Annotated in this window: 8 protein-coding genes and 1 tRNA gene; 3 read left to right on the top strand and 6 right to left on the bottom strand. The window is 75.6% G+C overall.

What is annotated here, in order from left to right:
* Positions 1 to 10 precede the first annotated feature (10 nt).
* Genes OG373_RS10285 through OG373_RS10265 form a run of 5 tightly spaced genes read right to left on the bottom strand, consistent with a single transcriptional unit; the run spans position 11 to position 8,011 of the window.
* The gene (locus tag OG373_RS10285) at positions 11 to 139 is read right to left on the bottom strand and encodes a hypothetical protein (protein WP_405437652.1); all 129 of its coding nucleotides are present in this window, start codon (positions 137 to 139) and stop codon (positions 11 to 13) included.
* The gene (locus tag OG373_RS10280; RefSeq protein ID WP_405437650.1) at positions 136 to 1,812 is read right to left on the bottom strand and encodes a hypothetical protein; all 1,677 of its coding nucleotides are present in this window, start codon (positions 1,810 to 1,812) and stop codon (positions 136 to 138) included. The genes OG373_RS10285 and OG373_RS10280 overlap by 4 nt, the downstream gene beginning before the upstream one ends.
* On the bottom strand, positions 1,802 to 4,267 hold the full coding sequence (locus OG373_RS10275) for a GTPase-associated protein 1-related protein (protein WP_405437649.1): 2,466 nt from the start codon (positions 4,265 to 4,267) through the stop codon (positions 1,802 to 1,804). Before OG373_RS10275 ends, OG373_RS10280 begins: the two co-directional genes overlap by 11 nt.
* Positions 4,264 to 5,589 carry a hypothetical protein gene (locus OG373_RS10270; RefSeq protein WP_405437647.1) on the bottom strand — a complete coding sequence of 442 codons (1,326 nt, stop codon included), beginning with the start codon at positions 5,587 to 5,589 and terminating at the stop codon, positions 4,264 to 4,266. The genes OG373_RS10275 and OG373_RS10270 overlap by 4 nt, the downstream gene beginning before the upstream one ends.
* Position 5,590: 1 nt before the next feature.
* Positions 5,591 to 8,011 (bottom strand): hypothetical protein, encoded by a 2,421-nt coding sequence (locus tag OG373_RS10265; protein WP_405437645.1) that lies wholly within the window; start codon positions 8,009 to 8,011, stop codon positions 5,591 to 5,593.
* Between the two features lie 148 nt (positions 8,012 to 8,159).
* Here OG373_RS10265 and OG373_RS10260 point away from each other — a divergent pair, with 148 nt between their 5' ends.
* Positions 8,160 to 10,220 (top strand): phosphocholine-specific phospholipase C, encoded by a 2,061-nt coding sequence (locus OG373_RS10260; protein ID WP_405437643.1) that lies wholly within the window; start codon positions 8,160 to 8,162, stop codon positions 10,218 to 10,220.
* A 133-nt stretch (positions 10,221 to 10,353) separates the two neighbouring features.
* Complete coding sequence (locus OG373_RS10255) at positions 10,354 to 11,109, top strand: alpha/beta fold hydrolase (protein WP_405437641.1); 756 nt, start codon at positions 10,354 to 10,356, stop codon at positions 11,107 to 11,109.
* A gap of 227 nt (positions 11,110 to 11,336) precedes the next feature.
* On the opposite strand, the gene OG373_RS10250 is transcribed toward OG373_RS10255, so the two are convergent.
* A tRNA-His gene (locus OG373_RS10250) sits at positions 11,337 to 11,409 on the bottom strand.
* Positions 11,410 to 11,662: 253 nt separating this feature from the next.
* Here OG373_RS10250 and OG373_RS10245 point away from each other — a divergent pair.
* On the top strand, positions 11,663 to 12,787 hold the full coding sequence (locus OG373_RS10245) for a M24 family metallopeptidase (RefSeq protein ID WP_405437639.1): 1,125 nt from the start codon (positions 11,663 to 11,665) through the stop codon (positions 12,785 to 12,787).
* Positions 12,788 to 12,790: the final 3 nt, after the last annotated feature.

Here is a 12,790-nt window from a genome sequence, read left to right as displayed (position 1 = left end):
GTGTTCTCCTTCAACTTCCGGTCCACCCGGGGATGTACCGTGCCAGTGCCGCCACCGCGGCGGCCGCCGTCATCACGACCGCCGACACGAACAGGGCCGTCATCATCCGGCGGCCCCGCGCGATCTGCGGTGTCATCATGGGGTGTTGCTCCTCTCGTTGCTGTCTGCGGGCCGCGCGTCCCGAGCGCCCCGCGCCTGTGGCCGGTCCCGTGCGTCCATCGCGTCCTGCCGCGTCCCGGTGAGCCGACCCACGCGCAGCCCGGTCCGTGACAGCAGCCACAGCACCGGCTCCGCCGCCCGCCGCTGCTCGGTGTCCAGGGCGCCCGCCCCGGTGGCGGCGCGGGCGCTGACCACCCAGTACCGGGCCGCCGCGAAGTCGTGGCCCAGCACGCGGACCAGCTCGTCCAGCCCGATCGCGGTCAGCCACGCCTCGACCGGCCCGGTCGGCCGCGGCAGTGAGTCCAGCCGGTCCAGCGCGTCCCGCTTGGTCACCACCGCGGCGACGGGAAGCCGCCCGCGACGGCCGCCGAGCCCCTGCAGCTCGCCGGTGAACCCCGCGTACGTCTCCACCGGGCCGAGGTCGGCCGGCCGGGCCGCCTCGGCCCGTTCGGTGTCGCCCGCGTGCAGGGCACGGCGTACGACGGGCGCGGCGAGCACGTCGGTGACCAGCAGGACCCCGTCGGCGTGCGCGAGGTAGCCCTGGTCGCGGGTGGTGTCCGCGTCCCGGAGGGACTCGCCCATCGGGTCGTACAGGTAGAGCAGCCGGCGCCGGCGCCCGTACCCGACCAGCAGCATCAGGGCGCGCGGCTGCCCGCCCTGGGTCTTGAGGGTCCACCCGGTGCTGTTCAGCTGCCGGCCGAGGGTGTTGGCCTCGCGCAGGTCGTCGGGGGAGGCGTATTCGATCGTCAGCCGGGACTCGTGCGACCAGGACCGCAGCCCTTCGAGCATGGCCGCCAGCAGCATGGTCTTCCCGGCGGAGGTGCCCCCGATCAGCGGCAGGTGCACGACCCGGGTGGTGCCGACGGCCGGGGGAAGGCTCCGGTCGCAGTGCGGGCAGCGGGCGGCGAGCCCCCGCCGCCCGGTCATCGGGGTGGTCGGCAGCCCCCTGCCGCAGCGGCAGACGTGCCGCAGCGCGCCGAAGGCGCCGGGCCGCAGCTCGCGGTGGGCGGCGCCGCAGCCCGGGCAGAGGTGGACGGCCAGCGGGAACGGCCGGTAGCAGCCGGGGTACGGGCACTTCATCCGGATGCCCAGGACCAGCTTCCACAGCCGCTCCGCGGTCCGCCCGGCCAGGACGGCGGCCAGCACGGCCAGCAAGACCAGGACGAGCTGTACGGCGAAGAACAGCGCGACACCGGCCAGCAGGACCGACGCGAGCAGCGCCGACAGCACCGCGGCCAGCGCCGTACCGGGCGCCAGCAGGCGCAGAAGGAGCCGTCCGAAGCCGTTGTCGGCGAGCATGCCGGTCTGCCCGTTGCGGCCGCGCAGCAGGCGGCGGCGCACCACCTCGCCCAGCCAGTGCCGGGTCAGCAGGTACCAGACGGTCAGTGCCGCGGCCTGTCCTGCGAACCGCGCGTCCAGCCACATCTGTCCGGCCCAGTAGGCGGGTCGGGCCGGCTCGGGACCCGTGTACGGGACGATCCGCGGGTCGCTGCCGCCCGGCGGGCGCGGCCGGAAGGCGGCCCAGGCGGCCGACAGGGCCAGCGCCAGGAACCGCCACAGCCCGTACCCGAGGCACACGGCGACCCCGATCACCCCGGTGAGGGTGCCGAGGATCCGTGCGATCAGCGCCGGATCGACCATGTCAGCCCCCATGACCACCGGCCCCCTTCCCGCCCGGCCCCTGCCCGCCCGACCCCTGGCCGTCGCCGGAGCGGCGCCCGCCCCAGCGTTCGCGCAGCCGGCCGAAGGCGCCCGGGCGCTGCCAGCCGCGGAACTCGTCCGCCCAGCGGCCGCCCAGCCGGGCCAGTGCCTGCTCCACCTCGGCCAGCTCCGCCGGCGAGAGGCCCCGTACGGCCGGCCGCAGCACCCCGTCGAGCAGGTCCGTCCGCGCCTCCTGCCAGAGCGGGCCGGCCTGCGGCTGCGAGGACCACACCGTGAAGCAGTCCGCCGCATAGCCGGGATCCAGCCGCAGCCGGTCGTGGACCACCGGCTTCCGTGCCGCCAGCCGGTAGGCGGCCAGCAGCTCCGCGTCGTTGCTCTCGATCAGCGCCCGCAGCTCGCTGTCCGGCCGGTCCGAGGCCAGCAGCCGCGCGCACAGGACCGCGTAGGCGGTCTCCCGCGGGCCCGGCTCCGGATCCAGCGACCGCAGGTCCAGCGCCTGGCGGACCCAGCCGCCGCCCGCCGCGCCCGTCCGCAGGTTCCGGGCCAGCTCCAGCAGCAGCAGCGACGGCCGCAGCCGGGCCGGGATCTCCTCCTGGAACTGGCCGAGGAGCTCCGGCGCCAGCTCCAGCGCCCCGTCGTCCCCGGCCGGGGCGCGCACCGCCGCCCGCACGAGCAACTCCCAGGTCCCGGCCTCCCGGTGGACCTGGGCCCCGGTCGCCATGAGCACCAGACCCGCATCGTCCGCCCCCGGCGGCTCCCCGTCCCACACCAGCCGCATCGCGGTCCGCAGCACCAGCGGCTCCGCGTACAGCGAGACGCCCGAGTGGGCCAGCAGGGCGTTCAGCGCGCCGACCCGGTCCCGGCCGGCCGCGGCGGCCACCGCCGCGGATTCGGCGCACATCCGCAGGTGCGGGCGCGCGTCGGCCGCCGTCAGCCGCAGCGCGGTCCCGGCGAACAGCCGCCGTGCCGCGGCCGGATCGCCCGCCGCGAGCGAGTCCAGCCGGTCGAGTACGAGGGCGCGGAGCCCGGGCAGTTCGGCCAGCGCGGCCCGCACCCCCGCCCCGTACGCCCGCTCCGGATCGGCGAGCAGCGCGAGGGCCAGTTGCCGGGCCACCGCGGGCAGCAGGTCGCTCACGTCCACCCCGAGCACCGAGGCCACCCGCAACAGCCCCGCGCAGTGCTCCGGTTCGGCCGCGGGTCCGCTCAGCGCAGCCCGCAGGCCCGGTTCCAGCTCCGCCGCGAGCCGGCTCCGGACGGCCGCGCCCAGGGCCCCCGCGGTGGGCAGGGCCGCGGGCGGCGCGCCGGTCCGTACCGCCTCGGTCAGGGTCAGGGCCACCAGTGGCTCGCACACCGCGGGTGGTGCCCAGCCGTCCAGGGCCGCGAGCAGGTGCCCGGCCGCCTCGACCTCCGCCGGCTCCCGGTCCCCGGCCGGGCCGCCCAGCGCCAGGGCGAGCGCGTGCAGCCGTACGTGGTCCAGCGCGTCCCGGTGCCCGGCCGCCCAGTCGGCGGCCGCCGTCCGGCCGGGGGAGGGCAGGGCGATGCCCGCGGCCAGAGCGAGTGCGGCCAGCGGGCCCGCGTCGTACGGCCCGGCGGCCAGCCGCCGGACCTCGGCGACCAGGTCCTGGCGCTGCCCCTGCCAGATCCGCGCGGCGGTGTCCGCCCACACGTCCGGCGCCCCGGCTGCGGGGGCGGCGGAGCGGGAGGCGTCGTACACCCGGTAGCGGTGCTCCTGCCCGGCGAGGCCGAGCCCGTCCTCCGGCATCACGCCGATGATCTGCTGCCGGGCGAGCTGCGGCCGCCTGGTGTAGGTGGTGAAGGTGAGCCACTGCCCCCGCTGGTGCGGCAGCACACTGCACGCGAGCATGATCCAGCGGGCCACGGCCTCGCTGTCCGCCTCCACGAGCACGATCTGCGGGGCGTCCGGGTCCTCGCCGAGACGGCGCACATCGGCGAAGAAGGCGGCCAGCCACGGTGCGCGGCCGGCGACGAAGGCGGCCAGCGCGGCCCGGTCCAGCCGGCCCGGCGCGGGCACCGCGGGCAGCGCCGGCACGCCGCCCGGCGGGGTGGCGGCGGCCCACTGCGGCGAGCCCCAGGCGGTGATCGGCAGTTCGCCCACGGCCGGGCCGGAACCGGCGGGCTGCGGCAGGTGCACCGCATGGGCGTGGAAGTTGCCCCAGCGGCCGCTGTAGTCGGCGCCCGTGTACACCGAACGCGCCAGCAGTCGGCTGCCGTCGGCCAGCACGTTCAGGCTGAGCGCCTGGGGGAAGTCGGCCAGCTCGTGCGGCCCCGGCCGCGGCGGCGCGTCCCGGGGAGGCTCGTAGCCGATCAGCTGCTCCGCCTCGCGCAGCAGGGCGGCCGGCACCCCGGGGCTGACGGCCGTGAACCGGAAACCGGAGCCGTCGGGACCGGGCGGCGCCGAGGTGTAGTGCAGTTGGGCGAGATTCATGAGTTCCCCTCCGAGCCGGTACGGGAACCCGTGTCCGAGCCGGTCCGGCCACCCGTGTCCGAGCCGGTACGGGAACCCGCGCCCGCGGCGGCGCCGCCGACGCGCGGCAGCAGCCCGCCCAGCCCCAGCAGCCACAGCAGCGGATCCTCCACGCGCAGCGGCCGCGGGCCCGACTTCGGGGCGTCGGCCGGAGCGTCCGCGGGCGGCGGAGAGCCGAGGGCCGAGAGCCCGAACAGCGACAGCTGCGCGAAGTCCCGCTCCAACTGCCGCAGCAGCGCCCCCGAGTCCCAGCCGTCGAGCAGCGCGCGCATCTCCTCGTGCACCGTCTGCCGGTCCTCCTCGTCCAGCGCGCCGGCGGAGTGGTCGGCGTTGCGCAGCAGCGGCGAGTGCGGCTCCAGCAGCGGCGCCAGCGAGTCCGTCTTGGTCACGGCCACCGCCACCGGGGTGGTGACCCGGCCGCGCGAGGAGCCCCGGCCGTGGGCGCGCAGCTGCGCCGCGAGGTCGGCGGCGATCTGCTGCGGCGGCGTCTCGATGACCGGCAGCGGAGGCCCGTCGTCCAGCGGCAGCCGGTCGCGCACCGCCCGCATCTGCAGCGGGTCCACGAGCAGGATGATCCCGTCGGCGGCGGCCAGGTAGTGCGTGTACCGGTCCATGGCCTCGGCGCTGCCGAGGTCCTCGCCCGCCGCGTCGAAGAACACCAGCGCGGTGTGCCGGCTGCCGTCCCCGCGCAGCCGGCGCCGCAGCGGCAGGCTCAGCCGGTACAGCAGCGGGTCGTTGAAGCCCAGCGCCGCCGGTCTGGTGGCCCCCGGCAGCCGCAGCCGGTCGTACAGGTCCTCGGCCAGCTCCCGGTCCCGGCGCTGGGTCTCGCCGCCCATGGCGGTCACCGAGGCCCCGTACGCCCGGCCCACCCTGCCGCGCAGTTCGTTGAGCAGCACCGAGACGTAGGTGCTCTTGCCGGAGGCCTTGGGGCCGAGCAGGGCGATGATCCGGGTGTCCTGGTCGCAGTAGTCGCTCGGGAAGTCGCTGTGGCAGCGACGGCAGACCCGCACCGGGGAGGACCCGCCGCAGGCGGGGCAGTCCGCGCGCGAGCCGCCCGCCTTCGGCGCGAGGCGCCGGCCGATGCCGCGCGGGGCGGTGAAGACCGGGCCGCGCATCTTCAGCGCGGGGGGCACGCTCGGACCCATGAACTCGGCCCACACGGTGTCGAGCTCGGCGCTGCAGGGTCTGGCGCCGCGCACCCCCGTGGCGGACATCTGGCAGCGGTAGGGCAGCCGGGCCGCCGGGGACCGGTCGAAGCAGTAGGGGCAGACGACGGAGGTCATGTCAGCGGACCACCAGGGAGAGGAGAGGAGGCTCTTCGAGCCGGACGGAGGCGGCGGCGCCGCCGAGGAGAAAACCGCGCAGGGCGTACGGGCGGCCGGGCGCGGCCGTGGTGTCGATCGGGCGCTCCACCGTGCCGGTCCCCGTCCCGGTGGCCGCGGCCGCGGCCGCGAGTTCGGCTCCGGTCACCCGGCACACGGCCGGGCCGCCGGCCGGGCCGCCCGGGCGCTGCGGGTTGCGGCCGCCGTCCCCCCGGGCCACGAGGAGGAAACCGGGGAGGTCCGGGCCGGGCCCGCCGCCCGGTGTCCGTACGGTCACCCGCAGGACGGCGGGCCCGCGGCGCAGTCCGCGCCGGGGGCCGGGCACCAGTTCGTAGGCGATGGCCACGTCGGCGGGCAGCTCGGCCCGTGCGTCGGCCGCGGGAGCGGCGAGTACGGACCGGGCGCTGCGCTGCGCGGCATGTGCCTCGACGGACAGCGCGGCCGGGGTGACCGGCAGTTGCAGGCCCTCGCGCAGGAATACGCTCCGGGCCACGGCGAAGTCGGTGCGCCGGCCGTCCTGGGTGACGGTGGCGGTGACCGTGCCCGCGGCGCCGGGCCAGTCGAAGGTGACCTGGACCAGGTCGGGCGCGGTGCGCCGCAGCGCGAGCCCGGTCACCGGCAGCGGGGCCTCGACCAGGACGCAGGGCCCGGCCAGTGCCCGCTCGCCCAGGACGGCCACGGCGGCCACGGTGGTCAGCGAACCCGGCGGCGGCGCTCCGATCGAGACCGGTCCGCTCGGTCGTCGTCCGGCCGTACCCGGTCCGGACGAGTCCCGTCCGGCCGTGTCGCCTCCGGCCGTGCCCGGTCCGGCCGTGTCGCCTCCGGTCCAGTCCCGTCCCGCCCAGTCCAGCGGCGGCGGCAGCTCGGCCGCTGTCAGTTCGGTCCCCTCGGCGGGGGCCTCGCCGGGCCACTCCACCAGCCGGACCCGGCCGCCGTCGCCGCCGGTCCGGTGGAACTCCACCCCGCCCGCCGCCCGGGCCGTCGCCGTCAGGGTGCGTACGGGCGCCGGCCAGACGTGCACGGTGACCGCGGCCGTCACGGCCGCGGAGAGCACCCCGCGGTCGGTGCGTCCCGTCGGGGCGTACCGGGCCCGCACCGCCAGCTCGTACCGCCCGGGGGCCAGGCCCCGAGCGCGCACGGCCTCCCGCAGGCCCGCCCGCGCGGCCGGCGGCAGCGGGGGCGCCGGGGCGCGTCCCCCGGGCCCGGTCAGTGTCACCTCGCAGCGGGCGGCGCCCGCCGGCGGGGTCCACGAGGCCTCGATCCACCCGTCGCCGTCGCCGACCCTCAGCTCCGTCACCGCCGGGGCGACCGACAGCGGCGCGCCGATCAGCGCCGGTCCGTCGACGGCGCCGTCGGCCCGGAGCGGCAGTGCCACATGGCGGACCTCCACGCCGGTCCCGGCGCTGCGGTCCACGAGCACGCCCCCGGCGGGCCGGCCCGCCACCTCGGCGAGCGGGGCGCCGGCCGGCTCCCCGCGGGTGAGCCGCACCACCCGCCAGCGCGTGTCGCCGAACTCCTGTACGGGCCAGCGCAGTTCGACACCACCGGGGACGAGTGCGGACTCCAGCGGGCCGGGGTCGCCGGGATCCGGCCGGTGGCCGCGCACCAGCCCGCGCACCGCGCGCGGGCAGTCGCCCGCCAGCGCGAGCGCCTCCTCGTAGTGGACGCGGGCCCGCTCGGGATCCCCCTGCTCCTCGTGGCGCCGGGCCACGGCCAGCTCGACGTCGGCGGCCGCGGTCCGGGCGGCCAGCCCGGCGAGGAGGGCCGCCAGCGGCGGGTCCCCGTCCGCGGGCGGCAGCAGGGCGGCCCGGCGGGCGGCGGAGCGGATCCGGTGCTCCAGCAGTTCGTCCCGCAGGGCCTCGGCGGCGGCCCGCTGCCCGTCGTCCAGCCGGGGCCGCCGGGCGGCCCCGTGGACCAGGGCGGCGGCCTCGGCCGGGTCGATCCCGAAGCCGGTCGCGGTGGCCGGCAGGTGCCCCTGGGGGTGGTCGTGGAGCAGGTGGGTGAGCTGGTACAGCAGGATCCGGCGCAGGGCGGCGGGGTCCGCCTCCTGGATCCCGGCCAGCCGCTCCAGTAACCGGGCCGCGGCAGGTTCGGCCTGTTCCCGGCGCAGCGCCCGCAGCACGCCGGCGCCCACGTGCCGGCGCCGACCGGGTCCGGTGACGGCGAAGATCCCGTCGAGCACCCGTAACCGGCCGCCGGGCGGCACCAGCAGGTCGCCCAAGTGGCGTAGGCCGACGGCCTGTTGCGCGGCGAGGAGTTCCCCGTAACCTCCCAGCAGCGGCGCCAGCGGCAGGCCGGAGAGCGCGCGGGACAGCCCGATGGCATGCCCGAACTCGGTCCCGGCCATCGCTCTGCGCCCCCCGTGCAGTGTGTGGGAGGTCATTTCAGCAGATCCGCAGGTCGTTCGGGAGCTCTTTTCGTTCTCCAGGTGTACGGCGCAGTGTCACGAAGTGATCTCCGGCCGGTACCCCGGGACCGCTGTCCTTGGGGCGCCCCTCGACTCCCCCCTCACCCGCAGAGGTCGTCACCCCATGGCAGAACTCAATCGTCGCAGGTTCCTGCAGATAGCCGGTGGCACCGCGGCCCTCACGATGCTGAACGACAGCATCGCGCGAGCCGCCGCCATCTCGGCACAGGGCACCACCGGAACGATCCAGGACATCGAGCACATCGTCGTCCTCATGCAGGAGAACCGGTCCTTCGACCACTACTTCGGCGCGATGAAGGGGGTCCGGGGCTTCGGTGACCCGCGGCCGGTCCTCCAGGACAACGGAAAGTCCGTCTTCCACCAGTCGAACGGCACGAAGGACGTCCTGCCCTTCAACCCGCAGATCCAGGACCTCGGGATGCAGTTCCTGGAGGGGCTCAACCACGACTGGGCCGGCGGCCACCAGGCCTACAACAACGGCAAGTACGACAAGTGGGTCCCGGCCAAGACGGCCACGACCATGTCGTACATGACCCGGAACGACATCCCGTTCCACTACGCCCTCGCCGACGCCTTCACGGTGTGCGACGCCTACCACTGCTCCTTCATCGGCGCCACCGACCCGAACCGCTACTACCTGTGGACGGGACACACGGGCAACGACGGAGTGGGCGGCGGCCCGGTCCTCGGCAACCAGGAGGCCGGCTACGGGTGGAAGACGTACCCCGAGCGGCTGGAGTCCGCCGGGGTCTCGTGGAAGGTCTACCAGGACATCGGCGACGGCCTGAACGCCGCCGGCTCCTGGGGCTGGATCAACGACGCCTTCCGCGGCAACTACGGCGACAACTCCCTGCTGTACTTCAACAACTACCGCAATGCCCAGCCCGGCAGCGCCCTGTACGAGAAGGCGCGCACCGGCACGAACGCCAAGGCGGGCGAGGGCTACTTCGACCGGCTGCGCGCGGACGTGGTGAACGGCGCCCTGCCCCAGGTCTCGTGGATCGCCGCCCCCGAGGCGTTCAGCGAGCACTCGAACTGGCCGACGAACTTCGGCGCCTGGTACATCTCGAAGGTCCTGGACGCGCTGACCGCCAACCCGGCGGTCTGGGCCAAGACCGCGCTGTTCATCACCTACGACGAGAACGACGGCTTCTTCGACCACGTGGTCCCGCCGTACCCGCCGGCCTCCGCGGCCTGGGGCCTGTCCACGGCGGACGTCTCGAAGGACCTCTACGCGGGCGGAGGCGGCTACGCGGCCGGACCGTACGGGCTCGGCCCGCGCGTCCCCATGATCGTGGTCTCCCCCTGGAGCAAGGGCGGCTACGTCTGCTCCGAGACCTTCGACCACACCTCGGTGATCCGCTTCATGGAGAAGCGCTTCGGGGTGCACGAGCCGAACATCTCCCCGTGGCGCCGCGCCGTCTGCGGCGACCTGACCTCGGCCTTCGACTTCACCCGGGCCGACGCCGCGCCCGCCGCGCTCCCGTCCACGGCCGGCTACGTCCCGCCGGACAAGGACCGCCACCCGTCCTACCACCCCACCCCGCCGGCGACAGGCACCCTGCCACGGCAGGAGGCCGGCTCCAAGCCGACCCGCGCGCTCGGCTACAGCCCCTACGTGGACGGCGCCCGCACCACCTCCACGGGCAGGTTCACCCTCACCTTCGCCTCGGGCCCGACCCTGGGCGCCCACTTCCACAGCACCTCGGGCAACCGTACGGACGGCCCCTGCCCCTACACGGTCGAGGCGGGCAAGACCCTCTCGGACACCTGGTCGACCAGCAGCTCCACCGGCAACCAGATCAACCTCACGGTCTGGGGCCCGAACGGCTTCCTGCGTACCTGGAAGGGCCCGGCGAAGAAGGCCGGGCCCGAGGCCACGGCCCGCCACGTGGCGGCCACCGGGAACCTCGCCCTGACGCTGACCAACTCCGGGACGACGGCCGTCAACCTCACGGTGACCAACGCCTACGGCGGCGCGCCCCAGATCCTCCGGGTGGCGGCCGGTGCCACGGTCTCCCACACGGTGCCCCTCGCCGCCTCGGGCCAGTGGTACGACGTGCAGGTCGTCTCCGACGCCGACACCACCTTCCTGCGGCGTTTCGCCGGACACGTGGAGACGGGCGCCGCGGGCATCTCGGACCCGGCGATCAAGACCGTCTGACCCGTTCCTCCTGCTGCGGGCGGCCCGCAGCAGGAGGTTCCGCGCGGGATGCCGCACGCGCGGTGTGACCGCGGGTCCGGTGGGCAGAACCCTCGGCGTCGGTTTTGTTCGCCACGTCACCGAGGGAGAACGCATGGCCATCGCCCACCGCAGGATCGGCTCCGGACCCGTCCGCGTCATCGTGCTGCACGACTGGTTCGGAACCTCCGCGAACTGGGGTTCCGTACTGGACCACCTGGACCCCGAGGGCTTCAGCTACGTCTTCCTCGACTACCGCGGCTACGGCGACCGGCGCGACGTCTCCGGCCGTCACAGCCTGGCCGAGATCGCCGACGACGTCCTCGAACTCGCCGACCAGCTCGGCTGGGACACCTTCTCCCTCCTCGGTCACTCCATGGGCGGCAAGGCGGCCCAGCAGGTCCTGGTCCGCGCCCCCGAGCGGGTCGAGAAGCTGATCGGCCTCGCGCCCGTGCCGGCCGAGCCCTACGCGATGGACGACGCGACCCACGCCCTCTTCCACGGCGCCGCCGCCGACCCCGACAAGCGCCGGACCATCCTCGACCTGGTCACCGGAAACCGCGTGAGCCGGCACTGGCTCGACCGGATGGTCGCCCACTCCCTCGCCGTCTCCCGCCCCGAGGCCTTCGCCGGCTACCTCGCGAGCTGGCAGCCCCTCGACCTGTCCTCCGCCGTGAAGGGCAACACCGTCCCGGTGCTCGTCCTCGTCGGGGAGTACGACCTCGCGATCACCCCGGACGTGATGCGCGCCACATGGCAGGCCTCGTACCCGGACTGCCGGATCGTGACGATCCCGGGCTCCGGCCACTACCCGCCGCACGAGACCCCGGTGGCCTTCGTCACCGAGGTGGAGGCCTTCCTGCGGATCTAGGCCGTCTCTTCCGGATCTTGCCGGGCCCGCGGCGCCCGGCACCGCACCCGGCCGCGTTGTCGGGGCGCCCGAGTACGTCCAGTACACGGGCGCCCCTCCGCCTTGCCGGGCACGGCACCGGACGCCGCGGACTCGGCCGACAAGATCCGGAAGAGACGGCCTAGCCCGAGGGCACACGAAAAATCCCGTGGGGCACGAGGAAACCTCGTGCCCCACGGGATCAACAGGGTGAGTGACGGGACTTGAACCCGCGGCCACCTGGACCACAACCAGGTGCTCTACCAACTGAGCTACACCCACCACGACGGGCGGCGGACCGCCCGTTCGATGTGCAAGCACAGCATAGCCGATCAGAGGGGTGCTCCCGCGACGCGATATCGGCCTGTGGGCGGGCGGGCGGCGGCGGCGCCCGCGCCGCCCCGGGCGGCGCTCCTTCGCCGCGGGCGGGCTGCAGTGCCGCCGCGCGCGCCGCACGGCACTCGGCGTCCCCGGCCGGGAGGCGGACCGGCGCGGCCGCTGCCCCCGCCGCGCCGGGCACGGCAGGATCACCCGTATGACACGTGAACCCGCACCCTTCACGGCCGACGACTACGCCGCCCGGATGGCCGCCGCCGCCGAGACCGCCGCCGACGCGGGGCTCGCCGGCCTGCTGATCTCCCCCGGGCCCGACCTCACGCACCTCACCGGCTACCGGCCGACCGCCGAGACCGAGCGGCTGACCCTGCTCGTGCTGGCCGCCGGGCAGGACCCGGTGCTCATCGTGCCCGCGCTGGAGGCCCCCGACGCGGAGAAGGCCCCGGGGGCCACCGCGCTGACCCTGCGGGACTGGGCCGACGGGAAGGACCCGTACGCCGTCACCGCCCCGCTGCTGGACTTCCGCGGCCGCTTCGGAGTGAGCGACAACACCTGGGCCCTGCATCTCCTCGGTCTGCAGAAGGAGTTGCCGAACACCTCCTACGCGGCGCTCACCGACTGCCTGCCCATGCTCCGCGCCGTCAAGGACGAGCGGGAGCTGGACCGCCTCGCCGCGGCGGGCGCCGCCGCCGACGCCGCCTACGCGCAGATCCTCCACCTCCCCTTCGCCGACCGCCGGGAGATCGACGTCGCCGCCGACCTGGCCGGCCTGCTGCGCGCGCACGGCCACTCCCAGGTCGACTTCACGGTCGTCGGCTCCGGCCCCAACGGGGCCAACCCGCACCACGAGGCCGGCGAGCGCGTCATCCGCCACGGCGACATGGTCGTCCTCGACTTCGGCGGCCTGCGCTTCGGCTACGGCTCCGACATCTCCCGCACCGTGCACGTCGGCGAGCCCACCGCCGAGGAGCAGCGGGTCCACGACATCGTCCGCGAGGCCCAGCAGGCCGGCGTGGCCGCGGTCCGGCCCGGGGCCTCCTGCCAGGAGGTGGACCGGGCCGCCCGCGCCGTGATCACCGAGTTCGGCTACGGGGACCGCTTCATCCACCGCACCGGCCACGGCATCGGCGTCACCACCCACGAGCCCCCGTACATGGTCGAGGGCGAGGAGCAGCCGCTGGTCCCCGGCATGTGCTTCTCCGTGGAGCCGGGCGTGTACCTCCCGGGCCGCTTCGGTGTCCGTATCGAGGACATCGTGACCGTCACCGAGGACGGCGGGCGCCGCCTGAACAACGCCCCGCGCGAGCTGGCCGTCGTGGGGTGAGCC

This window comes from Streptomyces avidinii (assembly GCF_045161815.1).
Taxonomy (GTDB): Bacteria; Actinomycetota; Actinomycetes; order Streptomycetales; family Streptomycetaceae; genus Streptomyces; species Streptomyces avidinii.
Note: the sequence above shows the minus strand (reverse complement) of the source record. Positions and strands in the feature narration are given on the sequence as shown.

Excerpts from the sequence above, each read along its gene's own strand:
- OG373_RS10285 (WP_405437652.1), bottom strand. The coding sequence starts at position 139 with ATGATGACACCGCAGATCGCGCGGGGCCGCCGGATGATGACGGCCCTG.
- OG373_RS10260 (WP_405437643.1), top strand. The coding sequence starts at position 8,160 with ATGGCAGAACTCAATCGTCGCAGGTTCCTGCAGATAGCCGGTGGCACC.
- OG373_RS10245 (WP_405437639.1), top strand. The coding sequence starts at position 11,663 with ATGACACGTGAACCCGCACCCTTCACGGCCGACGACTACGCCGCCCGG.
- OG373_RS10275 (WP_405437649.1), bottom strand. The coding sequence starts at position 4,267 with ATGAATCTCGCCCAACTGCACTACACCTCGGCGCCGCCCGGTCCCGAC.
- OG373_RS10280 (WP_405437650.1), bottom strand. The coding sequence starts at position 1,812 with ATGGGGGCTGACATGGTCGATCCGGCGCTGATCGCACGGATCCTCGGC.
- OG373_RS10255 (WP_405437641.1), top strand. The coding sequence starts at position 10,354 with ATGGCCATCGCCCACCGCAGGATCGGCTCCGGACCCGTCCGCGTCATC.
- OG373_RS10270 (WP_405437647.1), bottom strand. The coding sequence starts at position 5,589 with ATGACCTCCGTCGTCTGCCCCTACTGCTTCGACCGGTCCCCGGCGGCC.
- OG373_RS10265 (WP_405437645.1), bottom strand. The coding sequence starts at position 8,011 with ATGACCTCCCACACACTGCACGGGGGGCGCAGAGCGATGGCCGGGACC.